The organism is Achromobacter sp. 1011811831, assembly GCF_059760905.1.
In genome coordinates, this window is record NZ_JCBANG010000033.1 from 22,218 (window position 1) to 47,780 (window position 25,563).

General features: G+C 69.3%; 29 protein-coding genes and 1 riboswitch. Of the genes, 14 read left to right on the top strand and 15 right to left on the bottom strand.

From position 1 onward, the window contains the following. The 6 genes from AC6LJ9_RS14590 to AC6LJ9_RS14615 all read left to right on the top strand — a co-directional run bounded on the left by AC6LJ9_RS14590 (nucleotide 1) and on the right by AC6LJ9_RS14615 (nucleotide 5,270). On the top strand, nucleotides 1-981 hold the full coding sequence (locus AC6LJ9_RS14590; protein ID WP_249205167.1) for a branched-chain amino acid ABC transporter permease: 981 nt from the start codon (nucleotides 1-3) through the stop codon (nucleotides 979-981). Beyond that, nucleotides 971-1,777: an ABC transporter ATP-binding protein gene (locus AC6LJ9_RS14595; protein ID WP_498148108.1), complete on the top strand. Its 807-nt coding sequence runs from the start codon at nucleotides 971-973 to the stop codon at nucleotides 1,775-1,777. Before AC6LJ9_RS14590 ends, AC6LJ9_RS14595 begins: the two co-directional genes overlap by 11 nt. After that, nucleotides 1,764-2,456, top strand: coding sequence for an ABC transporter ATP-binding protein (locus AC6LJ9_RS14600; RefSeq protein WP_212317996.1), 693 nt, complete (start codon nucleotides 1,764-1,766; stop codon nucleotides 2,454-2,456). Before AC6LJ9_RS14595 ends, AC6LJ9_RS14600 begins: the two co-directional genes overlap by 14 nt. Before the next feature lie 14 nt (nucleotides 2,457-2,470). Beyond that, nucleotides 2,471-3,514, top strand: a complete 1,044-nt coding sequence (locus AC6LJ9_RS14605; RefSeq protein WP_498148109.1) for a carbon-nitrogen hydrolase family protein — start codon at nucleotides 2,471-2,473, stop codon at nucleotides 3,512-3,514. 123 nt (nucleotides 3,515-3,637) lie between these two features. Then, a complete protein-coding gene (locus tag AC6LJ9_RS14610; RefSeq protein WP_498148110.1) occupies nucleotides 3,638-4,399 on the top strand; it encodes a GntR family transcriptional regulator in 762 nt (253 codons plus the stop codon). Further along, the gene (locus AC6LJ9_RS14615; RefSeq protein ID WP_498148111.1) at nucleotides 4,392-5,270 is read left to right on the top strand and encodes an alpha/beta hydrolase; all 879 of its coding nucleotides are present in this window, start codon (nucleotides 4,392-4,394) and stop codon (nucleotides 5,268-5,270) included. Before AC6LJ9_RS14610 ends, AC6LJ9_RS14615 begins: the two co-directional genes overlap by 8 nt. 39 nt (nucleotides 5,271-5,309) lie before the next feature. Here the strand turns inward: AC6LJ9_RS14615 and AC6LJ9_RS14620 are convergent, their stop codons facing one another. The 5 genes from AC6LJ9_RS14620 to AC6LJ9_RS14640 all read right to left on the bottom strand — a co-directional run bounded on the left by AC6LJ9_RS14620 (nucleotide 5,310) and on the right by AC6LJ9_RS14640 (nucleotide 9,119). Further along, nucleotides 5,310-5,591 (bottom strand): HigA family addiction module antitoxin, encoded by a 282-nt coding sequence (locus AC6LJ9_RS14620; RefSeq protein ID WP_498148133.1) that lies wholly within the window; start codon nucleotides 5,589-5,591, stop codon nucleotides 5,310-5,312. A gap of 13 nt (nucleotides 5,592-5,604) precedes the next feature. Beyond that, a complete protein-coding gene (locus tag AC6LJ9_RS14625) occupies nucleotides 5,605-5,883 on the bottom strand; it encodes a type II toxin-antitoxin system RelE/ParE family toxin (protein ID WP_498148112.1) in 279 nt (92 codons plus the stop codon). Between the two features lie 132 nt (nucleotides 5,884-6,015). Next, the gene (locus tag AC6LJ9_RS14630; RefSeq protein ID WP_498148113.1) at nucleotides 6,016-6,537 is read right to left on the bottom strand and encodes a lipocalin family protein; all 522 of its coding nucleotides are present in this window, start codon (nucleotides 6,535-6,537) and stop codon (nucleotides 6,016-6,018) included. Between the two features lie 84 nt (nucleotides 6,538-6,621). Beyond that, a complete protein-coding gene (gene gshA / locus AC6LJ9_RS14635) occupies nucleotides 6,622-8,193 on the bottom strand; it encodes a glutamate--cysteine ligase (RefSeq protein ID WP_498148114.1) in 1,572 nt (523 codons plus the stop codon). Between the two features lie 32 nt (nucleotides 8,194-8,225). After that, nucleotides 8,226-9,119 carry an alpha/beta hydrolase gene (locus AC6LJ9_RS14640; protein WP_498148115.1) on the bottom strand — a complete coding sequence of 298 codons (894 nt, stop codon included), beginning with the start codon at nucleotides 9,117-9,119 and terminating at the stop codon, nucleotides 8,226-8,228. 60 nt (nucleotides 9,120-9,179) lie between these two features. Here AC6LJ9_RS14640 and AC6LJ9_RS14645 point away from each other — a divergent pair, with 60 nt between their 5' ends. After that, a complete protein-coding gene (locus AC6LJ9_RS14645) occupies nucleotides 9,180-9,722 on the top strand; it encodes a hypothetical protein (protein ID WP_498148116.1) in 543 nt (180 codons plus the stop codon). On the opposite strand, the gene AC6LJ9_RS14650 is transcribed toward AC6LJ9_RS14645, so the two are convergent. Next, complete coding sequence (locus tag AC6LJ9_RS14650; RefSeq protein WP_498148117.1) at nucleotides 9,706-10,020, bottom strand: helix-turn-helix domain-containing protein; 315 nt, start codon at nucleotides 10,018-10,020, stop codon at nucleotides 9,706-9,708. The genes AC6LJ9_RS14645 and AC6LJ9_RS14650 overlap by 17 nt on opposite strands. A gap of 124 nt (nucleotides 10,021-10,144) precedes the next feature. On the opposite strand from AC6LJ9_RS14650, the gene AC6LJ9_RS14655 reads away from it, so the two are divergent. Beyond that, the gene (locus AC6LJ9_RS14655; protein WP_498148118.1) at nucleotides 10,145-11,041 is read left to right on the top strand and encodes an AEC family transporter; all 897 of its coding nucleotides are present in this window, start codon (nucleotides 10,145-10,147) and stop codon (nucleotides 11,039-11,041) included. Between the two features lie 33 nt (nucleotides 11,042-11,074). Here the strand turns inward: AC6LJ9_RS14655 and AC6LJ9_RS14660 are convergent, their stop codons facing one another. From AC6LJ9_RS14660 to AC6LJ9_RS14680, 5 genes are all read right to left on the bottom strand, one after another. Next, nucleotides 11,075-12,082, bottom strand: a complete 1,008-nt coding sequence (locus tag AC6LJ9_RS14660) for an Ldh family oxidoreductase (RefSeq protein WP_212322160.1) — start codon at nucleotides 12,080-12,082, stop codon at nucleotides 11,075-11,077. A gap of 32 nt (nucleotides 12,083-12,114) precedes the next feature. Beyond that, complete coding sequence (locus tag AC6LJ9_RS14665) at nucleotides 12,115-13,086, bottom strand: hydroxyacid dehydrogenase (RefSeq protein WP_498148119.1); 972 nt, start codon at nucleotides 13,084-13,086, stop codon at nucleotides 12,115-12,117. A gap of 18 nt (nucleotides 13,087-13,104) precedes the next feature. Further along, the gene (locus tag AC6LJ9_RS14670) at nucleotides 13,105-14,121 is read right to left on the bottom strand and encodes a Bug family tripartite tricarboxylate transporter substrate binding protein (protein ID WP_498148120.1); all 1,017 of its coding nucleotides are present in this window, start codon (nucleotides 14,119-14,121) and stop codon (nucleotides 13,105-13,107) included. A 187-nt stretch (nucleotides 14,122-14,308) separates the two neighbouring features. After that, nucleotides 14,309-15,484, bottom strand: coding sequence for a UxaA family hydrolase (locus tag AC6LJ9_RS14675; protein WP_498148121.1), 1,176 nt, complete (start codon nucleotides 15,482-15,484; stop codon nucleotides 14,309-14,311). A 35-nt stretch (nucleotides 15,485-15,519) separates the two neighbouring features. Continuing rightward, a complete protein-coding gene (locus AC6LJ9_RS14680; RefSeq protein ID WP_103272210.1) occupies nucleotides 15,520-15,801 on the bottom strand; it encodes a UxaA family hydrolase in 282 nt (93 codons plus the stop codon). Between the two features lie 198 nt (nucleotides 15,802-15,999). On the opposite strand from AC6LJ9_RS14680, the gene AC6LJ9_RS14685 reads away from it, so the two are divergent. From AC6LJ9_RS14685 to AC6LJ9_RS14700, 4 genes are all read left to right on the top strand, one after another. Then, nucleotides 16,000-16,746 (top strand): GntR family transcriptional regulator, encoded by a 747-nt coding sequence (locus AC6LJ9_RS14685; RefSeq protein ID WP_498148122.1) that lies wholly within the window; start codon nucleotides 16,000-16,002, stop codon nucleotides 16,744-16,746. A 258-nt stretch (nucleotides 16,747-17,004) separates the two neighbouring features. Continuing rightward, a riboswitch (SAM riboswitch) is annotated at nucleotides 17,005-17,086 on the top strand. Further along, a complete protein-coding gene (gene metX, locus AC6LJ9_RS14690; protein ID WP_498148123.1) occupies nucleotides 17,076-18,335 on the top strand; it encodes a homoserine O-succinyltransferase MetX in 1,260 nt (419 codons plus the stop codon). It overlaps the preceding riboswitch by 11 nt. Further along, nucleotides 18,332-18,946, top strand: coding sequence for a methionine biosynthesis protein MetW (metW, locus tag AC6LJ9_RS14695; protein ID WP_212319843.1), 615 nt, complete (start codon nucleotides 18,332-18,334; stop codon nucleotides 18,944-18,946). The genes metX and metW overlap by 4 nt, the downstream gene beginning before the upstream one ends. 158 nt (nucleotides 18,947-19,104) lie before the next feature. Next, complete coding sequence (locus AC6LJ9_RS14700) at nucleotides 19,105-20,394, top strand: muropeptide transporter (protein WP_498148134.1); 1,290 nt, start codon at nucleotides 19,105-19,107, stop codon at nucleotides 20,392-20,394. Nucleotides 20,395-20,417: 23 nt separating this feature from the next. On the opposite strand, the gene AC6LJ9_RS14705 is transcribed toward AC6LJ9_RS14700, so the two are convergent. Continuing rightward, nucleotides 20,418-21,287 (bottom strand): universal stress protein, encoded by an 870-nt coding sequence (locus AC6LJ9_RS14705; RefSeq protein ID WP_498148124.1) that lies wholly within the window; start codon nucleotides 21,285-21,287, stop codon nucleotides 20,418-20,420. A 221-nt stretch (nucleotides 21,288-21,508) separates the two neighbouring features. Here AC6LJ9_RS14705 and AC6LJ9_RS14710 point away from each other — a divergent pair, with 221 nt between their 5' ends. Together AC6LJ9_RS14710 and AC6LJ9_RS14715 are read left to right on the top strand one after the other, a co-directional pair. Continuing rightward, nucleotides 21,509-22,147 (top strand): trimeric intracellular cation channel family protein, encoded by a 639-nt coding sequence (locus AC6LJ9_RS14710; protein ID WP_498148125.1) that lies wholly within the window; start codon nucleotides 21,509-21,511, stop codon nucleotides 22,145-22,147. Nucleotides 22,148-22,260: 113 nt separating this feature from the next. Beyond that, on the top strand, nucleotides 22,261-22,962 hold the full coding sequence (locus AC6LJ9_RS14715; RefSeq protein WP_498148126.1) for a GntR family transcriptional regulator: 702 nt from the start codon (nucleotides 22,261-22,263) through the stop codon (nucleotides 22,960-22,962). 64 nt (nucleotides 22,963-23,026) lie between these two features. Here AC6LJ9_RS14715 and AC6LJ9_RS14720 read toward each other — a convergent pair whose 3' ends face one another. Genes AC6LJ9_RS14720 through pxpB form a run of 3 tightly spaced genes read right to left on the bottom strand, consistent with a single transcriptional unit; the run spans nucleotide 23,027 to nucleotide 25,562 of the window. After that, the gene (locus AC6LJ9_RS14720; protein ID WP_103272218.1) at nucleotides 23,027-23,791 is read right to left on the bottom strand and encodes a LamB/YcsF family protein; all 765 of its coding nucleotides are present in this window, start codon (nucleotides 23,789-23,791) and stop codon (nucleotides 23,027-23,029) included. 50 nt (nucleotides 23,792-23,841) lie between these two features. Then, nucleotides 23,842-24,831 (bottom strand): 5-oxoprolinase subunit C family protein, encoded by a 990-nt coding sequence (locus AC6LJ9_RS14725; protein ID WP_498148127.1) that lies wholly within the window; start codon nucleotides 24,829-24,831, stop codon nucleotides 23,842-23,844. Beyond that, nucleotides 24,828-25,562 (bottom strand): 5-oxoprolinase subunit PxpB, encoded by a 735-nt coding sequence (pxpB, locus tag AC6LJ9_RS14730; protein WP_498148128.1) that lies wholly within the window; start codon nucleotides 25,560-25,562, stop codon nucleotides 24,828-24,830. The genes AC6LJ9_RS14725 and pxpB overlap by 4 nt, the downstream gene beginning before the upstream one ends. Nucleotide 25,563 lies beyond the last annotated feature (1 nt).

Sequence of the window (25,563 nt, forward strand, 5' to 3'; positions counted from 1 at the left end):
ATGGGCATGACACTTTCCAATCGCGGCCGCTGGGGCCTGGCGGGGCTGGCCCTGCTGATCCTGCTGCCGGCCGCGGCGGCGGCCTCGGGCTCGCCGTTCCTGATCGGCGTGGTGACGCGCTTCCTGATCTACGGCCTGGCCGCCGTCAGCCTGGACCTGGTGATCGGCTACGGCGCCATGGTGAGCTTCGGTCACGCCATGTTCTTCGGACTGGGCGGCTACGCCGTGGGCATCATCGCCTTCCACACCTCCGAGGCCGGCCCCATCTTCGGCTGGGCCGGCAGCAACGCGGCCCTGGTGGTCTGGCCGATCGCGCTGGCGGTGTGCGCGCTGGCCGGCTGGGTCTTCGGCTATCTGGCGCTGCGCACGCGCGGCGTGCAGTTCATCATGATCACGCTGGCGTTCGGGCAGATGGTGTATTTCATCCTGGTGTCGCTGCAGTTCTACGGCGGCGACGACGGGCTGATGATCTCGGCGCGCAACACGCTGCCGGGCATCAACCTGGAAAGCCCGCTGGTCTTCTACTACGTGTGCCTGGCGCTGCTGACGGCCTGGACGCTTTTGTGCATGCGCATCACCAGTTCGCGCTTCGGCATGGTGTTGCAGGCGCTGCGCCAGAGCGAGCGGCGCGCGCTGAACCTGGGCGTGGCGCCCACGCCGTACCGCCTGGGCGCCTTCGTGCTGTCGGCGGTGGGCACCGGCCTGGCCGGCGTGCTGTGGGCCAATTACGCCGGCCTGGTGACGCCGGACATGGCCGCCTGGACCAAGTCGGGCGAGCTGATGGCCATCGTGATCCTGGGCGGCGTGGGCACGCTGCTGGGGCCGATCGCCGGCGCGGCCGTGTTCCTGGGGCTGGAGCAGGTGCTGACCTCGCTGACAGAGCATTGGCTGTTGTATATGGGGCCGATCCTGGTGCTGGTGGTGCTGTGCGGGCAGAAAGGCCTGTTCGGCAGTCTGCTGGAGACGCGCCATGCTGACTAAGCCCACCCCCGATACGCTGCTGCGCCTGTCCGGCCTGCGCAAGGCCTTCGACGCGGTGGTGGCGACCAACGGCGTGGACCTGGACGTGCGCGCCGGCGAGATCCACGCCATCATCGGCCCGAACGGCGCCGGCAAGTCCACGCTGATCGCGCAGATCTGCGGCGAGATCCGGCCCGACGCCGGCTCCATCCATCTGGATGGCCGCGATGTGACGGCGCTGCGCGCCTTTGAACGCGCGCGGCTGGGCCTGGGCCGCTCGTTCCAGATCACCGAGCTATGTCAGGAATACACGGCGCTCGAGAACGTGATCCTGTCCTGCATGCTCAAGACCGGCCGGGCCTTCCAGCTCTGGTCCGACCCGCGCCGCGACGCCGGGCTCAAGGAACAGGCGCTGGGCTGGCTGGATCACGTCGGCCTGCGCGACCGCCGCCACGTGCGCACCGCCGATCTGGCGCATGGCGAGAAGCGCCAGCTGGAGCTGGCCGTGGCGCTGGCCCGCTCGCCGCGCCTGCTGCTGCTGGACGAGCCCATGGCCGGCATGGGGCCGGAGGAGTCCGCCCGCATGACGCGCCTGCTGCAAGGCATGAAGGGCCAGTACGGCATCCTGCTGGTCGAGCACGACATGGACGCCGTGTTCGCGCTGGCCGACCGCATCAGCGTGCTGGTGTACGGCAAGGTGGTGTTCAGCGGGCCGCCCGACGCGGTGCGGCGCCATCCGGAGGTGCGCGCCGCCTACCTGGGCGAGGAAAGCGCCGGCGAGGCGCGGGCTTTGGGAGAAGCGCATGTTGAAGGTTGAGGAGCTGACCGGCGGCTACGGGTCCAGCAAGGTGCTGTTCGGCATGGCCTTCGAGGCCAGCGAGGGCGAGGTGATCTCGCTGATCGGCCGCAACGGCATGGGCAAGACCACCACCGTCAAGACACTGATGGGCATGCTGCCGGCCACCGGCGGCAGCGTGACCTTCCGCGGCCGCGTGCTGGGCCGTTCGGCGCCCAGCGTGGTGGCGCGGCTGGGCGTGGGCCTGGTGCCCGAGGGGCGGCGCGTGTTCGGTTCGCTGAGCGTGCGCGAGAACCTGGTGGCCACGGCGCGGCCCGCCTCCGGCGGCTGGTCGCTGGAGCGCGTGTACGAACTGTTTCCCAGGCTGAAGGAGCGCAGCGGCCAGTCCTCGCGCACGCTGTCCGGCGGCGAGCAGCAGATGCTGGTGGTCGGCCGCGCGCTGATGACCAATCCCAAGCTGCTGATCCTGGACGAGGCCACCGAAGGCCTGGCGCCGCTGATCCGCCAGGAAATCTGGCGCTGCCTGCGCGCATTGAAGGCCGAGGGCCAGACCATCCTGGTGATCGACAAGAACCTGCCGGAAATGGCCACCCTGGTCGACCGGCATTACATCGTGGACAAGGGACGCGTAGCCTGGTCCGGCAAACCCGCCGAGCTGTCGGCGCAGCCGGAACTGGCGCAGCGCTACCTGGGCATTTGAACGGAGACGAACGCATGTTGAACCTGCCTGCATTCAAGGCCGCCGCGGTCCAGGCCGCGCCGGTATTCCTGGACACCGACGCCACCGTCGACAAGGCCTGCGCGTTGATAGGCGAGGCCGCCGGCAACGGCGCCAAGCTGGTCGCGTTCCCGGAGGTCTATATCTCGGCCTATCCGTACTGGAGCTGGGTGATGAACCCGGTCGAGGCCAGCCCCTGGTTCGAGAAACTGTGCCGCAGCGCCATCGAGCTGCCCGGCCCGGAAATCCGCCGCATCGCCCAGGCCGCGCGCCAGTATCGCGTCAACGTGGTGATGGGCGTGAACGAGCGTAGCCGCCATGGCGTCAGCACCATCTACAACACCATGGTGTTCATCAGCGACGAAGGCCGCATCCTGGGCCGCCACCGCAAGCTGGTGCCGACCTGGGCCGAGAAGCTGACCTGGGCCCACGGCGACGGCGAGTCGCTGCGCGTGTACGACACCTCGGTCGGCAAGCTGGGCGGGCTGGCCTGCGGCGAGAACACCAACACCCTGGCGCGCTTCTCGCTGCTGGCGCAGGGCGAGATGGTGCACGTGGCCAGCTACATCTCGCTGCCGGTGGCGCCGCCCGACTACGACATGGCCGAGGCGATCCGGCTGCGGGCCTCGGCCCATAGCTTCGAGGGCAAGGTGTTCACCGTGGTGTCCTGCTCCACCATCTCGAAAGAGATCCAGGATGCCATCGGCGCCAGCCACCCGCAGGCTCGCGAGACGCTGGCCCGCCGCAACAGCGCGTTCTCCGGCATCATCGGGCCGGACGGCCGCGTCATCGGCGAACCGCTGATCGATGATGAAGGCATCGTCTACGCCGACATCGACCTGTCGCGCTGCATCCAGCCGAGGCAGATGCACGACATCGTGGGCCACTACAACCGCTTCGACGTGTTCGATCTGCGGGTGAACCGCCGGCCGCTGCGGGCCGCCCGCTTTGACGACGGACAGGAGCCGGACCTGAACGAGGGCCTGGGCGAGGGGTTGGACGAGGGCAAGACGCCGGCCGAGGCCGGGGCGCGCGGGTAGAATGGGCCGCCCGCGCGCAGCCGCGCCGCAGCGGCCACAAGCAGCTGGCCGCGCCCGCCGCGCGGCCGCCTCGCCGGCGCGCTTGCGCCGCGCGCGGACCAAGCCGCCTGTCTGGAGAGCATCTTGAGACCAAGAATCAAAGCGTCCCGCCTGGACGATCCCGGGTCGGACGGAAACCCCGAAATAGAAGAAATCACGCTGTCCGAGCAGGTCTACCGGCTGCTGCGGCGGGACATCATGAGCGGCGCCTTCGCGCCGGGCCAGTCGCTGCGCCTGGAGCTGCTCAAGCAGCGCTACGGCAGCAGCTTCTCGCCCATCCGCGAGGCGCTCAACCGCCTGCGCAGCGAGCGCATGGTGGTCAGCACCACCTCGCGCGGCTTTCGCATCGCGCCGCTGTCGGTCGAGGAAATGTGGGACGCCTGCGAAACCCGAATCCTGATCGATTGCGAGGCGCTGCGGCGTTCATTGGGCAACGCCGACGACGCCTGGGAGGCGCGGCTGGTGGGCGCCTATCACGCGCTGACGCTGGCCGCGCAGCGCGCCGGCGAGGCCGCCGCGCCGGACCAGGAGCTGGCAGAGCTGCTGGAAGCGCGCCACCTGGATTTCCACCACGCGCTGATCGGCGCCTGCCGCTCGCACTGGCTGCTGGACCTGTCCACGCAGCTGTACGCGCAGACCGAGCGCTACCGCCGTCCGGCCCGCGCCGGCGCGACCGCCTACGGGCCGGAGCGCAACGTCGACGACGAGCACCGCCAGCTGCTGGACGCGGCCTTGTCGCGCGACGCCGACAAGTCGGCCGCCATGCTGGCCGCGCACTATCGCAAGACCGCGCAGTTCATTGAACACATCATCTCGACCCAGGACAGGCAGGCCCTCCATGCGTGACGCCACTCCCGATCTTTTCTTCGCCTCGATCGCCGAGCGCGAGGTGCAGTACAACGCGCGCGCCTCGGTCGCGGATTTCGATGCCTGCGTGCGCCGCTACGCGGAATCGGCGGCGCGCGTGCGCACGCGCCGGCCGGGCGTGCTGAACCTGCGGTACGGCATGGGCCAGGACGAAAGGCTGGACCTGTTCCTGCCGGCCGCCGCGCAGGCGTCGGCGCCGCTGTTCGTGTTCATCCACGGCGGCTACTGGCGCTCGCAGCGCAAGGAAGACGCGCCCGTCATGGCCGAGGCCTTCAACGCGGCCGGCGCCGCCGTGGCCACGCTGGAGTACACGCTGCTGCCCGAAGCCACGCTGCCCGAGGTGGTGCGCGAGGTCCGCTCCGCCGTGGCCTGGCTGTACCGCAACGCCGCCGCCTATGGCGTGGATCCCGCGCGCATCTACGTCAGCGGCAGCTCGGCCGGCGGCCATCTGGCGGGCATGCTGGCCGCGCCGGACTGGCAGGCGCGCTACGGTGTGCCGGACGATGTGATCAAGGGCACGCTGGCCCTGAGCGGCCTGTTCGACCTGCGCCCGCTGTGCGACATCAGCGTCAACGACTGGCTGCGTCTGACGCCCGAGCAGGCCAGGCTGCAAAGCCCGATCTTTCATCTGCCCGCGCAGGCCGGTCCCATGCTGCTGGCCGTGGGCGGCCTGGAGACGCAGGGTTTCAAGAATCAGACCGATGCCTATGAGGCCGCCTGGCGCGCCGCCGGCCTGTCTGCCACGCGCATCGCCACGCCGCAGTGCAATCACTTCGATCTGGTCAATGAACTGGAGGATCCGGACAGCGACCTGACGCGGGCGACCCTGGGGATGATGGAACTGCGGTGAGCGTCAGTCCCGCAGCGTTGCGCGTCTTACTGCGAAACATCAGTCCGTGGTCGCCAATGACCGTACCGGCGGCTGCTCATGCTGTTGTGCCTGCCACAAGTCGTAGTTGGCCTGCATCGCCAGCCAGGCCCGCGCGGTACTGGCCCCGGCCTGCTCCAGCCGGACGGCCAAGTCGGGGCTGATGCCCGCCTTGCCGTTGAGCACCCGCGACAGCGCCACGCGCGACATGGCCAGCCGGCTGGCTGCTTCGGTGACGGACAGGCCCAATGCCTCGATGACGTTCTCCCGGAGGATTTCGCCCGGGTGCGCGGGGTTATGCATCATGGTCGGGCTCCTAGTGATAGTTCTGATAGTCGATCAGCTCGGCGCCCATGCGTGTCAGACGGAAGGTTACGCGCCAACTGCCATCGACTCGGACCGACCAATGTGTGGCAAGGTTGCCTTTCAGCATGTGCAGCCGGAGCCAGGGTAGGTTCATGTCTTGAGGTTCCCGAGCCGTATCAAGCATGGTCAGGATTTGGCGCAATTTATTGGCATGCGCGGCATAGATGCCCCGGGTCGAGCCTGTGCGGTAAAAGAGTTCCAAGCCTTTGTGGCGGAAGCCGATGATCATTGGTGAGTGTATCGTCAGTAGATACACAGCACAATATCCGGCGAGTCGTCGTGTCGACAACCTGTGGGTTACCGCAGAGCCAGCGCTCTTCCGAGATGGCTCGCATGCAACGGTCTGATTTTGTAGGCGAAGCTACTTCTGCGGCGTATACCGCAGCTCATCCAGCTGATAGCCCTGCGCCTTGGCGGCGGCCAGCGCGCGGTCCAGCTCTTCCTGCGGCAGCTGGGGCGAGCGCGACAGGATCCACAGGTATTTGCGGTCGGGCGTGCCGACCACGGCCCAGCGGTATTCCGGGTCCAGGCCGATGATCCAGTAGTCGCCCTTGAAGGGCTGCTGGAACGTGACTTCCAGCTTGGCGTTGTTGCTGCCTTCGACCACCGTGGCGGTGCCGGACGCGGAATCGACCTTGCCGTCCTTGTTGCGGCAGCGGTTGTTCACGCCCACGCCGCCATCCGCGTGCAGCGTGTATTCGGCCGTGGTGTCGCCCACGCAGTCGCGCTGGAACACCATGGGGAAGTTGGCGATTTCGTACCACATGCCGGCGTAGCGTTTCAGGTCCACCGACTCCACGGTTTGCATGGGGGGCGGGGCGGCGTGGGCGACGCTGGCCATGCTGGCGGCCAGGGCCAGCAGGGCGGTTGCGATGCGGCGCATGGGTAAGACCTCCTGGTGTGACGGGGACGACCGGCCCGCCGGCGGGCACAGCCGCGCCGCGGACCAAAACCCTAACGATACGCCTTATTTGCGCGGCGCCTTGAGCGCGGCGTGGTAACGGGCGACATAGGTGTCGAAATCCTCGGTGTCGGCCTGCTCGATGCGGATCTGCTCGGCGGCCGAGTCGCGCGCGGCCTGTTCGTAGGCGGCGGCGGTCGCGGCGGGCAGCGGCTGCGCGCGCAGCGCCTCGGCGTGCTTGCGGCTCAAGTCCAGCGAGTAGTCGTGGAACGAGACGCCGCCGTCGACCAGCTCGCGCAGCAGGCGCGCCGAGGGCGTGGCATCGGGATCGCCAAGCTTGGCGCGCTGGGCGGCCAGCGCGCGGGCGTAGGCGTCGCCGCCCAGCGCCGAGTCATACAGGGCGGCATAGGGCGCGATGCGGTCCAGCAGTTCGTTGCCCCATTGCGCCAGGCTCACTGGCTGGCCTTCGCGGTCCAGTTGCAGGCCGGGCTTGCGGCCTTCCGTGACGACGGTGGAGAAGTTGTCGGCGCTGCGCTGGCAATAGCCGCTGGCGGGGAAGTAGGGGCTGTCGGACGCGGCGCAGAACAGCAGGAAGGCATCGACGAAGCGGCCGGTCTCGGCCTGGATGCCGACCGGCGCGTAGGGGTCGATGTCCAGGCAGCGCACTTCCACGTACTGCACGCCGCGCTCGGCCAGCGCGGTGATCGGGCGCTCGCAGCGGCCGGTGGCGCGCTTGGGGCGGATGCTCGAGTAGTACTCGTTTTCGATCTGCAGCACGTTGGTGTTGAGCTGGATCCACTGGCCGTCGCGGTGGGTGCCGATCTTCTGGTAATCGGGCCAGGGCTGGGTGACGGCATCGAACAGGCGGCCCAGGAAGGTGTCCAGGTCGTTGTAGCAGAGCTTGAGCTGCGACTGGGCCTTGTTCTGGTAGCCCAGGTCGCTCATGCGCAGGCTGGTGGCGTGCGGCAGGTACAGCGTGTGGTCGCCCAGGCTTTGCAGCGGGTGTTCGCGGCCGCGCAGGAAATCACGCGCCAGCGCCGGCGCCGCGCCGAACAGGTACATCAGCAGCCAGGAATAGCGGGTGAAGTTGCGGATCAGCCCGATATAGCCGCGCGAGCGGCGGTCCTGGGTGGTGCCAGGCGCGGTGTCCAGCACGTCCCACAGCCCGTCGGCCAGCGAGTAGTTGTAATGCACGCCGGCGATGCACTGCATGGTCTTGCCATAGCGCTCGGCCAGGCCACGGCGGTAGACGTGCTTGAGCATGCCGGTATTGGAGGTGCCGTACCAGGCGATGGGGATGTCCGCCTCGCCGGGCAGCGTGGCCGGCATGGACTGGTTCCAGATCAGCTCCTGGCCCAGCACGCTGTAGACGTGACGGTGGGTATCGCTGAGCTCGCCCAGCAGCGCGTCGACATCGCGGTGGGTGCCGGTGATCAGTTCCAGCAGCGACTCGGAGTAGTCCGTGGTGACGTGTTCGTTGGTCAGCGCCGAGCCCAGGCGGGCGGGGTGGGGCGTCAGGGCCAGCTTGCCCTGGCCGTCCACGCGCAGGCCTTCTTTCTCGATGCCCCGCAGGGTGTCCTTGAGCAGCGGCAGGTTGGCTTCCAGGCGGGCGTAGCGGTTGGCGGCGGTATCGGTCACGGAATCTTCTCGTTCGGGTCTGTCGCCGGATTTTACGGGGTGCTGGCCTCCTCTGCCGAGGGAGTCAATACTGGGGACAGGGACAATGCCTGAGCGGTGCGCGCCAGCCATTCGTCCAGGTCGGCGTAGACCGGGTCCGCGATCGGGGCGGTTTCGTTGAAGATCTCGTGCCAGGCGGTGTCGTACCAGCGCAGGGTCAGCAATTCGGCCGGCGCGCGCTGGGCGAACTGGCGGCTGCCTTCGGCGGCCACGATGGAGTCGTCGCCCGCCACCATCAGCAGGGTGCGGCAGGCCAGCTGATGGGCTTCGCGCAGCGAGGCGGCGCCGCCTTCGTCGACGAAGCGCGCCAGCCGGCCCGTCATGCTGCGGCGTACCAGCGGATCGCTGCGGTAGGCCTTGACCACGGCCCGGTCGTGCGAGATGCGGGCGGGCGCCAGGCCGTGCGGCACGCGCAGATCGGGCGTGTGGCGCGACATCCAGGTCAGCGTGCGCCGCACCCAGGGCGGCACGTGCACCACGAAGGGCGGCGAGCTGAGCACCAGCGCGTCCAGTTCCACCAGGCGCCGCAGCGCGATCCGCACCGCCACCAGCGCGCCCAGGCTGTGGGCCAGCAGGATGGGCGGGCGGCCCTGCGCGCGGGTCCAGGCCCGCAGGCGGTCCACGGCGTCGGTCACCAGGTCGTCTTCCTGGACAAGCGTGGCGGGCCGCCCGCTGGAACGGCCATGGCCGCGGTGGTCGTGCGCGCCCACCACCCAGCCGCGCGCGGTCAGCCAGCGGGCCAGCCGGTCATAGCGGCCGGCATGCTCGCTCAGGCCATGCAGCAGGTAGATGCTGGGCGTGCCCGGGCCGTCGATCGGCGGGGAAACGTTGGGGGCGGCCGGCCAGAGATAATTGGCCAATGGCGTGCCGTCGGGCGCGGGGGTCATCGAAATCGGCGACAATTTCTGGCTTCCTCGGTATGAACAGGCCATGAGGTCCTGCGGGCAATGACGATTTCATCGCTGTTTCGTTTCATGTTCAAGAAAGCCGGCGCGATAGTTGTGCTGGCTGCCATCGTGGCCTGCTCGCCCAGTTACAACTGGCGCGAGCTCGACGTGGCCGGCGGCCATGTGCGGGCCGCCTTTCCCGACACGGTGAAGACCGAGACCCGCGACACCCGGGTCGACACCATGACCATGCCCGTCACCATGGCCAGCGCCAAGGTCGGCGAGGGCATGTTCGCCGTGGTCTCGGCGCCGCTGCCGGCGGAGATCGCCGCCAGCCCGGGGGCGAGCCGGGGGCTGGGCGTGGCGGCGATGCGTTCGCTGTACCTGAACCTGCAGGTGCAGCCGCCGCTGGAGTTCCCACCCTATGGCCAGGACCTCGAAATACGGGGCCAGAGCGGCGGGCAGCCCTTCTGGATGCTGGCGCGCGTCTGGGTGACCGATACCATGCTGATCGAGGCCATCGCGGCGGGCAGCGAGAAAGGGCTGCCGCGCGAGCGCGCGCGCGAATTCCTGGATTCGGTCGTGCTCAAGAAGACGCCGTGAATGCATCCAGCAGTTTTTCCTGCAGGGCCTTGGCCACGGCGGCGCGCCGCCCGCGCACGCCCAGCCGTTCGCAAGCGTTGCGCAGGTGGAAGTTGACCGTGCTTTCGCTCAGGCCGAGGATGCGGGAGGTTTCCCAGCTGGTCTTGCCGATGGCCGCCCAGCGCAGGCATTGGGCTTGCCGGGGCGACAGCGGCAGGGTTGCGGGCCGCGCGCATGGCGCGGCGTCGGCATGCGCGGGCGGGACATCGATCGGCGAGTCGGCGGGTCGGTCGGCGGAGCCGGGGAAGGATTGCGGCATGGCGTCGGGCGCCGGCGGGCGCTGGCGGGTGGATGATGCGGACCATGTTCGGCCGTCATCCCGGAAAGCCGCAAACCTTCGCGCCTGTACGTATTGCCCCCTTGATCTTTGACGGAATCGTCGCATGCCGGCCATCGTCCAGTTCTATCTCTCGGCCATCGTGCTGATGCTGCCCCTGCTGTTCTGCGTGGGCATCGGCGTCTATTGGGGCAAGCGCGACCTGCCGTTCGGGGGCTCCTTCATCACCACGCTGGTCACGTCGGTGACCACGCCGGCCCTGGTATTCCATACCTTCGTCACCACGCGGCTGGACGATCGCGCGCTGGCCGACGTGGCGGCGGCCACGGTGCTGGCCTTGCTGCTGTGCGCGCTGGCCGGCGCGCTGCTGCTCAAATTGCTGAAGCTGCCGGTGCGCACGCTGCTGCCCACCGCCTTCCTGCCCAACGCCGGCAACCTGGGGCTGCCCATGTCGCAGCTGGCCTTTGGCGACGCGGGCCTGTCGGTGGCGGTGGCCTTCTTCGCGGTGAACTCTTTCATCATGCACACGGTCGCGGTGCGGCTATTGCCCGGCGTGAACACGCGCGGCAGCTGGAAAAGCCCGATCCTGCTGGCCTCGCTGGCGGCGGTGGGCATGCGCGTGGCGCACGTGCCCGTGCCCGACTGGCTGATCGAGACCGCGCGCATGCTGGGCGCGGTCACCGTGCCGCTGATGCTGCTGAGCCTGGGACACGCGCTGGCGCTGATCCCGTCAGGCGGCGTGCGCGACGGCGCCAAGGTGGCGGCCATCCGCCTGGCCACGGGGCTGGCCGCCGGGCTGCTGGTGGTGTGGGCGCTGGACCTGGAGGCCGTCCTGGCCGGCGCGCTGACGCTGCAGATGGCCATGCCCTGCGCCGTGGTCAGCTACATGTACGCGCGCCGCCATACGGACCTGGGCGACACCGCCGCCGGCGCGGTGCTGGTGTCGACGGTGGTGTTCCTGCTGCTGGCGCCGTTGATGCTGTGGTTCAGTCACGGGCATTGACCGGGGTGGGTGGAACGAGCGCCTCATTTTGGATCATGATGCGCCCGCCATGGCGCGCAACTGCGCCATTAGCGCCTCGGGCAATTCCACGCCGTGCTTGAGCGCCTCGTCGCGCAGCTTGCGGCGGCGGTCGCCGGGCAGGCGCACGTGTTCATCTTCCAGCATGACGTCGACCAGCGTCTCCACACGTTCCAGGTAGGCATCGTTGCCGGCCAGGGCGCCGGGGTCGATCGCCATGAAGGCCTGGCCTAGGCGCGCCGGGCCGCCTTCGTCGACGAAGAAGGACTCGGTCTCGAAGCCGAAGTGCGAACCGGTCAGGGCGCAGGCCAGCAGCTCGACGATCAGCGCCAGCATGGCGCCCTTGACGCCGCCGGCGGGCAGCATGCTGCCCGCCAGGCCGGCCTTGGGATCGGTGGTGGGATTGCCGTCGGCGTCCAGCGCCCAGCCTAGCGGAATGGGCTGGTTGTCACGCGCGGCGATCATCAGCTTGCCGCGCGCCACCTGCGACAGCGACAGGTCGATCACCAGCCGTGCGCCGCCGCGTCGGGGAAAGACGGCGGCGATGGGATTGGTGCCGAACAGCGGCCGCTTGCCGCCCCAGGCGGGCATGGCGGCGGGCGAATTGCTCAGCGCCAGGCCCACTAGGCCCAGGTCGGCCATGGCTTCCAGATGGTAGCCGGCTTCGCCGAAGTGATGGCTGTTGGCGACGCCGATGAAGGCCACGCCGTGCTCGCGCGCGCGCAGGCCGGCCTGCTCGACGGCCAGCGCGCAGGCCGGAAAGGCCAGCCCCGAGCCGGCGTCGATCAGCGCCGCGCCGCCGCGTTCGCGCACGATGCGCGGCACGGCTGAACCCACGGCGCGGCCGGCGCGCAGATGGCCGGCATAGAAGGGCACGCGCGACAGGCCGTGCGAGCTGAGTCCCTGGCTTTCGGCGAAGACCAGCGCGCGCGCGGTGCTGTCGGCCATGGCGGGGTTGGCGCCGGCGGCGGCCAGGCCGGCCGCCGCCAGGTGTTGCAATTCGTCCAGATAGATGTGAGCCATATCCTTCTCGTCAGTGGGCGCGCCGGAATCGTTCATCGGTCGCCGCCGGTAAGGGCTATTGTCACACCGGACGCCACCATGTCGGAAACGCGGGCGTTGGCTTCGCGCGTCAGTCCGGCGATATGGGGCGTCAGGATCAGGCCGGGCGGGGCGCTCAGCCTGCCCAGCCGGATGTCGGCCAGCAGGCCGGCCAGCGGGCCACCGGCAGGCAGCGGCTCGGCCTCGAACACGTCCAGCGCCGCGCCGCGCAGCCGGCCGGCGCGCAGGGCCTCGGCCAGGGCGGGCTCGTCGACGATGCCGCCGCGCGAGGTATTGATCAGCACCGCGCCCGCGCGCATGCGGCCGATGCGCGCGGCGTCGAACAGGCGCCGCGTGTCCGGGGTCAGCGGCAGGTGCAGGCTGACCGCGTCGGCGCGTTCCAGCAGGGCGTCCAGCGAGCACGATTCCACGCCGCATTCGCCCCAGGCCGGATGGCTTGCCGGCAGTGCCGCGTCATGGCCGACGACGCGCATGCCCAGGCCGCTCGCCAGCGTCGCGACCAGGCGGCCGATGCCGCCGAAGCCCACCACGCCCAGCGTGCGGCCGTGCGCTTCCAGCCCGTCGGACAACGCGGCGCGCGGCCACTGCCCGTCGGCCACCGCCGCGCTGGCGCCATAGGCGCCGCGCAGCAGGACCAGCAGCGTGCCGATCACGTACTCGGCGACGGCGCGGGCGTTGGCGCCCGTCGCCGGCACCACGGCGATGCCGCGCGCGGCACAGGCGGTCAGGTCGATGTTGTCCAGGCCCACGCCGAGCCGGCCCACCGCCCGCAGCCGGGGCGCGCTGGCGAGCAGGGCGGCGTCCACCTGGCTGCGGTTGCGCACGATGAGCGCGTCCGCCTCCGCCACGGCCTGCAGCAGTCCGTTGCGGCGGTCCACCAGCTCCGGCTCGTAGCGCACGTCGAAGCGCGCGCGCAGCGCATCGACGGCGGGGGCGTCCATGAATTCCGATATGACGATGCGCATGGCGGTGCTCCGGCGGGATCAGGCGATCTGGATGTTGGCGTCGCGGATGATGCGGGCCCAGCGCTCGACTTCCGCTTTCAGGTAGGCGCCGAAGGCCTCCGGCCCGCGCGGCTGCGGCACGAAGCCCAGTTGCGCCAGCGACTGTTGCAAAGCGGGCTGCGACATTTGCCGGACGATGGCTGCGCCGATGCGGTTCACCAAGGCTGGCGGCGTGCCGGCCGGCGCCAGCACGCCGGTGAAGTTCTCGACGATGAGGTCCGGCAGGCCGGCTTGCGCCACGGTGGGCACCTCGGGCAGGTCGGCCGTGCGCTCGCGCGTGGTGATGGCCAGCGCCCGCAGCGCGCCGCCCTTCACGTGCGGCAGCGACTCCGGGTAGTTGGAAAACACCACGTCCAGGTGCCCGCCAATCAGGTCGGTGAGCGAGGGCGCGCCGCCTTTGTAGGGCACGTGCATCAGCGCCGTGCCGGTCAGCTTCTGGTACAGCGCCAGCGTCAGGTGCGGCGGCGTGCCGTTGCCGCTGGAACCCGCCGATAGCTGTTTGGCGCGGGCCGCGCGCGCCAGGTCTTCCATGTTGCGGATGTTGCTCTTGGCATTGACCACCACCATGATGGGCGAAGAGGCCAGGCCGGCCAGCGGGGTCAGGTCGCGGATCAGGTCGTAGCCGGCGCGGCCGGCGAACAGCGTGGCGTTGGCCGCGTGCGACAGCGTGATCGCCAGCCAGGTATGGCCGTCGGGCGCGGCGTGCGATACATGGGCCGCGCCGATGTTGGCGGCGCCGCCCGGCTTGTTTTCCACCACCACGTTCCAGCGCTCGGCGTCGCCCAGCGCCTTGCCGACCTGGCGCGCGGCCACGTCCGTCAGGCCGCCCGGCGGAAAGGGCACGATGTAGTTGATGGGCCGCTCGGGCCAGGATTTCTGCGCCAGGGCATGCCTGCCCGGCAACAGCAGGCCGGACGCGCCGAGACCGGCCGCGCCGATGGCGGCCAGCGCGCGGCGCCGGGATGGGTTCATGGGGGGCTGCTGCTCGCGGTTCATCTGTCTTCCTCCTGGGATGCGCCCCGATGGGACGCGCGGCCCGCCTGGCGGCCTGCGCTCAGGGCTGCGGTTCTGGATGCGTGGATGTTGCGATGCTGCGTGATGCCGCCGCGCCGGCGGATGCCGGCGCGGGAAGGGAAAGCGGCGTGGCTCTTTTTCTATCGCCGGGCCGCGCGCGGCGCCGGGTTCAGGCGCTTTCGAAGATGCGGGTCAGGACGAACTCGCGATGGCCCAGCGCCTCGGCTGCCGTCCAGCGGCCGTTGGCGGTGGCCAGCATGCAGGCCAGCAGCTGGTCGCCGGCCTGGTCCAGGTCGATCTCGCGTTGCAGCAGCCCGCTGGTGTCCACGTCGATGTGCTCGGACATGGTGCGCACCGTGCGCGGGTTGGCGCAGATCTTGATGACCGGCAGGATCGGGTTGCCGATCACGTTGCCCTGTCCGGTGGGGAAGAAGTGCACGGCATAGCCCGAGGCCGCGCAGAGCGTCACCATCTCGGCCGCCGCCGACGACGAGTCCATGAACCACAGCCCGGGACCGTCCGGGATCTCGGCCTTGTCGAGCACGCCGTCGACGCGGCAGCGCTTGCCGATCTTCTGGATGTTGCCCAGCGCCTTTTCCTCGATGGTGGTCAGGCCGCCGGCAATGTTGCCCTTGGTGGGCTGCGATTCGGACAGGTCGCTGGTCTTCCAGCGGTCGATCATGGCCTGGTAGCGGTTGAACATGAACATGAAGCGCTCGCGCACCGCGTCGTTGGCGCAGCGTTCGGCCACGATGTGCTCACCGCCGGTCAGCTCCGAGGTCTCGCCGAACACCAGCGTGGAGCCCAGCGCGTAGAGCTTGTCGAAGGCGTTGCCCACGGTGGGGTTGGCGCCACAGCCCGAGGTGGTGTCGGACTCGCCGCATTTGGTCGAGACCCAGAGATCGGCGATGGGGCACTCGCTGCGCGACAGCGAGGTCGCGTAGTGCACGTATTCCTTGGCCTGGCGCGAGGCCCGCATGATGGTGTCGTGGTCGCCGTGCAGTTCGATGCTGAAGCCGGCCACGGGCTTGCCGGTGGCGGCGATGCCGTCGACCACGCGGCGGGTCCAGCCTTCCTCGATGCCGATGACCACGACGGCCGCGACGTTGGGATTGCAGCCCGTGCCGATCAGCGTGCGGAAATGCAGCTCCAGGTCTTCGCCGAATTGCAGCCGGCCGTAGGGGTGGGGCAGGGCCAGCGTGCCCTTGATGTTGTTGGCGACGGCCTCGGCCGCGGCGTTGGAGATGTCGTCCACGGGCAGCACGATGACGTGGTTGCGCACGCCGACGCGGCCGTTGTCGCGGCGATAGCCCTGGAAGGTGGTGGAAGCGGTGATGAGGGACATGGCGGATTCCTCTGTGCGTGGGCGGGGGCTGCGGGCTACCAGCGCTTGGTCTTGATGTTGTGCACGTGGGCGTGCTGGCCGGCCTGGATCGGCGCGACCACGCGGCCGATATCCACGCCGTACTTGTAGACCGTGTCGCCCACGGCCATGTCCTTCATGGCGACCTTGTGGCCGATGGGGATGTCCTGCGAGGCGCGCACATGGACGATCCTGTCCTCGTCCATGATCCAGGCGCTGAGTTCGGTTCCGGCCGTCAGGCCTTCCACCACGGCGACCGCCACGGTGTCCTTCGCATCGTGCAATACGGCGTGAATCATGGTCTTGCTCTCCTAGTGTCGGGCGCCGCGGGCGCTGCCGCCTGGGGCGCGGATAACAACGTCCGGCAAATCTTATGGCCGCGTTTTTCTCATGTCAACTAAATCATATATATGAATTGTATGAATAAAGGGGCCGCACTTGAGCACCGGGTTTCGCCGCCGCTACACTGTCGGCTCCTTGATCATTGCGACGCATCCATGAACACCAGCCTGTCTGCGACTGAGTCTTTGGGCAGTCCCTTGTACGAGCAGGTCAAGCAAGCCGTGCTGGCCGCGCTGGCGCAGGGCGAATGGAAGCAGGGCGACGCCATCCCTCCGGAAAAACTCCTGGCCGAGCGCTTCGGCGTGTCGATCGGCACGCTGCGCAAGGCCATCGACGAACTGGCCGCCGAGAACATCCTGGTGCGCCACCAGGGACGCGGCACCTATGTGGCCGCGCATACGCGCAACCATCATTTCTTCAAGTTCTTCCGCATCCTGCGGCAGGACGGGCACAAGAGCTATCCGGTCACCGAGCTGCTGCGTTTCCGGCGCGTGCGCGCCTCGGCCGCCGCGCGCGAAAAGCTGGAGCTGCCGGCCGGCGCGCAGGTGTTCGAGTTCGTGAACCTGCTGTCGCTCAATGGCGACGTGGTGATGACGGACGAGATCTGCCTGCCCGAATCGCGCTTTCCCGGCCTGGCGGAAGCGCACCTGCGCGAACGGCCCAGCACGTTGTACGCGCTGTACCAGGACGTGTTCGGGGTGAACGTCATCGGCACCGACGAACGGCTGCGCGCGGGCCTGGCGGACCGCGCCCAGGCGCGCTGGCTGGGCGTGCAGGAAGGCGAGCCGCTGCTGGAGATCCGGCGCGTGGCGTATTCGTACAACCGGCAGCCGGTCGAGTGGCGGATTTCGCGCGTGAACACGGCGGCATACGAGTATCTGGGCAATCAACCCTGGGGGTAGGTCCCCCCCGCAGCGCCTGCGGCGCTTCCCCCCAGGGGGCGCCGCTACGGACCGGCGGAGCCGGATCCGTGCGGCCTGGATTTGGGAGGGCGTGCCGCGATGAGGCGCGTTTCTTCTGTTGGGAGGCCAGCTGGCTGGGGTCGGATCGTGTGCCCGCGATGAGAATGCATCTGTGGGATGGATGCGTTGGTGCCTCGGGGCAGTGCCGCGCAGCGGCTTCAAAGCCGCTGGCAAGCAGTGCTAGAATGCTCCGGCATTATCTAATTCGGCGCCGATTTGCCTGATCCGCTTGCGGGCGCCTTCCAATAAATCCAGCTAAAGAGGTCTGTATGACCACTCCTGCCCAGAATCCGGCCGGTGATTCGGCCAGCGGGTTCGCGCCCGCTACCCTTACGCGATCCGACGCCGTTGATCCCGGCTCCGTCGGCCTCGTTTCTCCCGTCTTCCTTCGTTTCGACGAGCCGCTGCCCCTGGCCAGCGGACAGTCGCTGGCCGCCTATGAGCTGGCGGTTGAGACCTACGGCACGCTCAATGCCGAGCGCAGCAACGCGGTGCTGATCTGCCATGCGCTGAACGCCTCGCACCATGTGGCGGGACAGGCGGCGGACACGCCCAGCGATGTCGGCTGGTGGGACAACATGGTCGGCCCTGGCAAGCCGGTGGACACCAATGTGTTCTTCGTGATCGGCGTCAACAACCTGGGCTCCTGCTTCGGCTCGACCGGCCCGGCCAGTATCAATCCGGCCACGAACAAGCCCTGGGGCGCGGCCTTTCCGGTGCTGACCGTGGAGGACTGGGTGCAGGCGCAGGCGCGCGTGGCCGACCACTTCGGCATCGAGCGCTTCGCCGCCGTCATGGGCGGATCGCTGGGCGGCATGCAGGCGTTGAGCTGGTCCATCACGCTGCCCGGGCGCGTGGCCAATTGCCTGGTGATCGCCAGCACGCCGCGCCTGTCGGCGCAGAACATCGGCTTCAACGATGTGGCGCGCCGCGCCATTATCACCGACCCCGACTTCCACGGCGGCGACTACTACGCGCAGGATACCGTGCCGCGCCGTGGCCTGTCGGTGGCGCGCATGATCGGCCACATCACCTATCTGTCCGACGATGACATGGCCGAGAAATTCGGCCGCGCCCAGCGCGCGCCGGGCGAGAACGGCGCCTATCACTACGGCTACGACGTCGAGTTCGAGGTGGAGTCGTACCTGCGCTACCAAGGCGAGAAGTTCACCCGCTATTTCGACGCCAACACCTACCTGCTGATCACGCGCGCGCTGGATTACTTCGATCCGGCCCGCGCCACCGGCGGCGACCTGGCGCGCGCGCTGGCGCCGGCGCAGGCCAATTTCCTGCTGGTCTCGTTCACCACCGACTGGCGCTTTCCGCCGGAGCGTTCGCGCGAGATCGTGCGCGCCCTGCTCAAGAACGGCAACCCGGTCACCTACGCCGAGATCGACGCGCCGCACGGGCACGACGCCTTTCTGCTGGAAGACGCCCGCTATCACGCGGTGGTGCGCGGCTATTACGAGCGCATCGCCCGCGATCTGAAGCTGGACGCCGCCGCGCAGAACCAAGGACCTTCCGCATGACGACCGCCATCCCGCGCTATGCCGCCGACGCGCTGCGGCCCGACCTGGCCCGCATCGCCAGCTGGATCGAACCGGGCAGCCGCGTGCTGGACCTGGGTTGCGGCGACGGCGCGCTGCTGGCGCACCTGCGCGACCACCGCCAGGTGCGCGGCGCCGGCGTTGAGCTGGACGACACCTGCGTGATCTCCTGCGTGCGGCGCGGCGTGGAAGTGATCCAGCAGAACCTGGAAGACGGGCTGGCGCTGTTCGACGACAAGCAGTTCGACACCGTGGTGCTGTCGCAGACGCTGCAGTCCATGCACCGCACCGAGCACATCCTGCGCGAGATGGCGCGGGTGGCGCGGCACGGCGTGGTCTCGTTTCCCAACTTCGGCTACTGGCCGCACGGCTGGGCCATCCTGCGCGGCCGCATGCCGGTGACGGGGCAGATGCCTTACCAGTGGTACAACACGCCCAACATCCACCTGTGCACGCTGCGCGATTTCGAGCAGCTGGCCGGCGAGCTGGGCCTGCGCATCCTGGAGCGCGCCACCTTCAACGAGGCGCGCGAGGTGAAGCTGATGCCCAGCTGGCGCAGCACGCTGGCGGTCTACCGCTTCGCGGCGGGCTAGGGCGCGGCGAAGCCGGTTTTTCCTGGCGCATGTCCTGGCCGCGCGGTCCTTGCCGCACGGAACATCCGGCGGCGGATCCGTTACTGACGGATCCGACTGACGCCGCTGCCCGCCACGTCCTACAATTGCGGCACGCCGAGAGCGCGTGCCTGTTGTCCATGCACGGCGCGCGGCGCGGCCAGTTCCAGGAGATTGCCATTACCGCCGCAGCCAACGTCTACGCCAGTCCCCGAGTCGCGCCCCTGCTGGTGCTGGGCTTTGCCAGCGGGCTGCCGCTGGCGCTGACCAGCGGCACCCTGCAGGCCTGGGCCACGGTGGAGAACGTGCCGCTGCAGCAGATCGGCTTCCTGACCCTGGTCGGCACCGCCTATACCCTCAAATTCCTGTGGGCGCCGCTGGTGGACCGCTATGCGCCGCCGCTGCTGGGCCGCCGGCGCGGCTGGATGCTGCTGACGCAGGTGCTGCTGGCGCTGGGCATCATGGCCATGGGCCTGCTGTCGCCGTCGTCGGCGCTGCTGCCGCTGGCCCTGCTGGCCGTGACGGTGGCCTTTCTGTCGGCCACCCAGGACATCGCCTTCGACGCCTATTGCACCGACGTCCTGCGCAAGGACGAGCGCGGCGCGGGCGCGGCCATCAAGGTCATGGGCTACCGGCTGGCCATGATCGTGTCCGGCGGGCTGGCGCTGATCCTGGCGGACCAGTGGCTGGGCTGGGGCCATACCTACGTGCTGATGGGTGCGTTGATGCTGGCCTGCGCGCTGGCCACCTTGTGGGCGCCCGAGCCCGAGGTGCTGACGCCGCCGCCGCGCAGCCTGCGCCAGGCGGTGGCCGAGCCGCTGCGCGAGTTCTTCACGCGGCGCGGCGCGCTGGCCGTGCTGCTGCTGATTGTGCTGTACAAGCTGGGCGATGCGTTCGCCGGCGCGCTGTCCACCACCTTCCTGCTGCGCGGCGCGGGCTATTCGCCGACCGAGGTCGGCACCGTCAACAAGATCATGGGTATCGCCGCCACGGTGGTGGGCGCGCTGGCCGGCGGCATGCTGATGGCGCGCTGGACGCTGTACCGTTCGCTGATGGTCTTCGGCCTGTTGCAGGCCGTGTCGAACCTGGCGTACTGGCTGATCGCCGTCAGCCCGCGCAGCCTGTGGCTCATGGCCGCCGGCGTGGGCCTGGAGAACCTGTGCGGCGGGCTGGGCACCGCCGCCTTCGTAGGCCTGCTGATGGCGCTGTGCCGCCAGCGCTTCTCGGCCACGCAGTTCGCGCTGCTGTCGGCCTTGTCGGCGGTGGGGCGCACCTATCTGGCCGGACCGCTCACGCCGCCGCTGGTCGAGCTGTTCGGCTGGCCGGGCTTCTTCCTGATCACCGTGCTGATCGCCGTGCCCGGCCTGGTGCTGCTGCACCTGCTGCGGGATCGCATCGAGGACATGGTCAGGGACGGCGACAGCCGCTGATCGGGCTGTCGCCGGCGGGGGACTTATTCCCCGGCGGCCAGGCGCACGATCAGGACATCGCTGGGCAGCGACTCCAGCAACCGTTCGGCCACGCTGCCGATGGCGGTGCGCAGGATGCCGGTGCGGCCGTGCGTGCCGGTGACCACCAGGTCGGACCGGTGGTTGAACGAATACTCCGACAGCACCGTTTCCGGCTGGCCGCATTCGAGCACCACCTTGGGCCGGGCGCGCTCGGCCAGTTCGGGCGTTTCGGCCAGGAATTCCCTGGAATTCTGTTCCGCCGCCTTGTAGAAATTGCGCGTCACGGCTTCGTCCGGCACGTTCTTGCCCTGGAAGGGCACGTCGTAGGCATGGAACAGCGTCAGGTCCGCTTCGGGCACCAGATACAGCGCGGCGCGCAGCGCCTGGCGCGAACCGGCCGAGAAATCGGTGGCCACCAGCACGTCGCGGTAGGGCCGGCGCGGGCGGTTCTTGACGACCAGCACGGGCTGGCGGGCCTGGCGCGCCAGCTTCTCGACCGTGTTGCCCAGCAGCAGCCGGCCCAGGGTCTCGTCCCGCGCCGTGCCGGTGACGATCAGCGAGCAGCCATAGGCGTCGGCGGTTTCCAGGATGCGGACCAGCGGGTCGCCCGAGACCACCACTACTTCGGTGGAGACGCCCGAAGCCGCCAGGTCCTCGGCCAGCTCGCGTTCGGCCAGCGCCTTGTGATCGGTCGACAGGCGCCGCCAGACGGGGGTGGTCAGCCTGGCGGTGCCGCCGTGCGACTCCATGACATGCAGCACGATCAGCTGGGTGCCGCGTTCCTTGGCCAGCTGCAGCGCCCGGTCCAGCGCGCGGTCGCCCCGCGCGCTCAGGTCCGTGGCCAGAAGAATGGGGCCGGTTTGCTTGGACATAGGTTTTCTCCCGTATTGGGGCCGGGGCAGCGGATCCCGCATCCGCGGTCCAGCCTGTGCCGCCCTCGCGGGCACGCCTTCATTGTCCCGCCGTCCGTCCCGTCGGGGCTTGACCCACGTCAACGCCTGGCCGGCGCCGGCGGATCCGCGCGGCGCGATCCGGATCCCGGCCGGCGCGCCGGCTCAATACAATGGGAGCCTCGATTTTCCCGGCCCGTTCCATGTTTTCCGATATTTCGCCCGTCCTGCTGCACACGCTGTACCTGGTGGCCATCGTGGCGGAAGCCATGACGGCGGCGCTGTCCGCTGGCCGCCGCGACATGGACTGGATGGGAGTCTGCATCATCGCCTGCGTCACCGCGCTGGGAGGCGGTTCGCTGCGCGACGTGCTGCTGGGCCACTATCCGCTGACCTGGGTGATCCATCCCGAATACTTGTGGATGACCGCCGGGGCGGCGCTGCTGACGGCGCTGATCGCCCCGGTGATGCGGCGCCTGCGCAGCCTGTTCCTGCTGGCCGACGCGCTGGGCCTGGTGGCGTTCACGGTGATCGGCTGCCAGGTGGCGCAGCTGATGCAGCTGCCAGTGACGGTGGTGATCATCAGCGGCATGATCACCGGCTGCGCCGGTGGGGTGTTGCGCGACGTGCTGTGCAACGAAGTGCCGCTGCTGTTCCGCAAGGAACTCTATGCCAGCGTGTCGGTGGTGACGGGCGGGCTATACCTGGGCGTGCAGGCGCTGGGGCTGAACGCGAATGCCGCCGTGCTGATCGCCTTGCCCGTGGGATTGGCGCTGCGGCTGCTGGCGTTGCGCTTCAATTGGCAGATGCCCAAGTTCGTGTATCGCGACGATTGGGATTGATCCGCCCCTGAATGTGTCCATGCTCTGCAACAATTTTCCTATTTGTGTTTCAATAAATTTCGAGTATCTTCTCGCATCTCACACACGCATCACGCAGTAACAAGGGGAGCCGATTGGACGTCAAAGCGCCCGCCACGATTCCGTATTTCCTACAGGAACAGATTCGTGAACTGATAGTGGACGGCACTATCAGGCCCGGGCAGCCCTTGCGGGAACAGGAACTGGAGCAGCGTTTCGGCACCAGCCGCAGCCCCATCCGGGAAGCATTGCGGTTGCTGGAGTTGAGCGGCCTGGTGACGCATGTGCAGCGCAAGGGATTCCGGGTAACGCTCTATTCCGAAACACAGATACGCCATCTTTATCTGCTGCGCGCCGAGCTGGAGGCCTATTGCATCCGCCAGGTCGCCGAGATGGACGATCTGGCGCCACTGGTGGCCGAACTGCGCGACTACGAAGAGGTCGTCGCCGCCGCCCTGACGCGGCGCGACGTGCGTGCCTACATCGGCGGCCTGCGCGAGTTCTACCTAGCCGGGGCCCGCCATACCGGCAACGCGCCGCTGGCCAGCACGCTGGCCAAGCTGTACGAGCAGGTCGAGCCGCTGCGCTACCTGCTGGCGCGCCAGTCCATGGAGCAGGGCGGCATCCATGGCTATACCTCGGGCATCATCGAGGCCCTGGACGGGCGTGATTTCGAGCGCGCGGCCGAGCTGACGCGCGGCTATGTGCAGGATGTGCTGCCCGGGATCCTGCAGGCCTATCGCCATGCCTCGGAACAGGATGCCGAGGAGCAGGCGCCGCGGCTGCGGCGGGCCTGACCCGGTTCTGCGCCGCCCCTGAACTCGCCGGACCTGCCCGCCGCGGGTTCCGATAGCGGGCGGCTCAGGCGCGCGGCACGCGCACTTCGATGCCGGCGTCTTCCAGCGCCTGCCGGATGCCGCTGGCGAACACCAGCGCGTTGGGCTGGTCGCCATGGATGCAGAGCGTGTCCGCCTGCACCGCCACGTCCTTGCCGTCCACCGAGCGCACCTTGCCTTCGCGCACCATGCGCACCACCTGCGCCACGGCCAGGTCCACGTCCTCGATCATGGCGCCGGGCTTGCCGCGCGGCGTGAGCGAGCCGTCGTCCTGGTAGCTGCGGTCGGCGAAGACCTCGTTGGCGGCGGCCAGGCCGATCTCGCGCGCCACGCTCACCAGCCGGCTGCCGGCCAGCCCGTACAGCACCAGCGTACCGTCCACGTCCTTGACCGCCTGGCATATGGCCCGCGACAGGCCTTCGTCCTTGGCCGCCATGTTGTACAGCGCGCCGTGCGCCTTCACGTGGTGCAGGCGCGCGCCCTGCGAGGCGGCCACGCCCGCCAGCGCGCCGAGCTGGTAGACCACCAGGTCGTAGGCTTCCTGCGGGCTGGTCGGGATGACGCGGCGGCCGAACCCGGACAGATCCTGCAGGCCGGGATGCGCGCCCAGCGCCACGCCCTGGGCCAGGGCGGCGGCCACGGTCTTGCGCATGGTGGCCGGGTCGCCGCCGTGGAAACCGCAGGCGATGTTGGCCGAGCTGACGTAGCGCAGCACGGCGGCGTCGTTGCCCATCACCCAGGCGCCGTAGCTTTCGCCCATGTCACAGTTCAAGTCGATGCTGGGATTCATAGTGGTCTTCCTGGTCCGGAGTGGGGCGGCGCCCGCGGGCGCCGATGGTGTCAGAGCAGCGCGCGCATCGGCGCCAGCGCGTCCTGCAGCTGGGCGAAGGCGCGTTCGCGCTCGACGTCCAGGCGCTGCGCCTCGTGCAGCTCGATCTGCTGGAAACGCAGCTCCTGGCCGGGCAGCGATTGCGCCAGCGCGGGCAGGTCCACCGAGGCGATCTGCGCGATCTTGGGATAGCCGCCGGTGGTCTGCCGGTCGGCCATGAGGATGATGGCTTCGCCGCCGGATGGCACCTGCACGGTGCCGAAGCAGGCCGCTTCCGACAGCGTCTGGCGCGGCTGCGCCATGGCCAGCGCGGGCCCCTGCAGCCGGTAGCCCATGCGGTCGGACTGCGGACTGATGCGGAACGCCTGGCCGGCGAAGGCGGCGCGGGAAGCGTCGGAGAATTCATGCCAGTGGCGGCCCGGCAGGAAGCGGATGGTGTCGCGCCGCTTGCCGGCCAGCGTGGCGGGCAGGTAGACGCGGATCTGCCACAGCGCTTCCTGCAGCGCCGCCAGGTCGCGCCCGGCGTCCAGCGGGGCGTGCAGCGGCAGCACGTCGCCACGGGCCAGGGCGCGTCCCTGGAAGCCGCCGAAGCCGCTGCGCAGATAGGTGGTCTGGCTGCCCATCACCAGCGGCAGCGCATAGCCGCCATGCACGGCCAGGTAGGCGCGCGCGCCCGAAGCGGGACGGGCGCCGAAGGCCAGCGTGTCGCCGGGCCGGGCGACCAGCGGCCGGTGCATGGGGAGGTCCTGGCCGTTGAGCTGCGCGCCCAGGTCGGCGCCGGCCAGCGCGAAACAGGCGGCGGCGTCAAAGCGCAGCGCCGGCCCGGTCAGCGTGATTTCGAGGGTGGCGCGGTCGCCTTCGTTGCCCGCCAGCGCATTGGCCAGCCGGTGCGCGCGCTCGTCCATGGCGCCGGCGGCGGGGATGCCCTGGTGCTGGTAGCCGTCGCGGCCGCGGTCCTGGAAGCTGGACAGCATGCCGGGCTTGATTACGGTCAGGCTCATGCGCCGGCCTCGCGCAGGCGTTGGAATTCGTCCTCGGCGATGGGCACGAAGCGCACCGAGTCGCCGGGCTGCAGCAGCGCGGCCGGTTCGCGGGCCGGGTCGAACATGGCCAGCGGCGTGGCGCCGATGATGTTCCAGCCGCCGGGCAGGCGGTTGGGATAGATGACGGTCTGGCGGTTGGCCACGGCCACCGAGCCGATGGGCACGGCGGTGCGCGGCGAGGGCCGGCGCGGGATGTTCAGGCGTTCATCGTGCACGCCCAGGTAGGCGTGGCCGGGAGCGAAGCCCAGCATGAAGACCATGCTGCGCGGCTCGCTGTGCAGCCGGATGATGTCATCGGGCGTCAGGCCGGCCGCTGCCGCGACCTCGGCCAGGTCGGGGCCGTGCTCGCCGCCGTAGCAGACAGGGATGTCGATCTCGCGGCCACCCAGCTCGCCTTCCGGGATGCCGCCGGCCAGCAACTGGCCGATGCGCTCGGCCAGCGCGCCATGGCAGGGACTGCCGGCGCTGGCGTCAGGGCGGTAGTGGATCGCCACCGTGCAGAAGGATGGCACCACGTCGGTCACGCCGGGCAGGCGCGCGCCGCGCAACATGCGCGCCGTCGCCAGGCAGGCCCGGCCGATCGCGGCGTCGATCTGGTCGCCGAACGAAATGATCAGGCTGCGGTCGCCCTGCGGTTCGATGCGCCAGGGGGTTTCGGCCGGAGAAGGTGGTGCGGGGATTGCGTTCAAC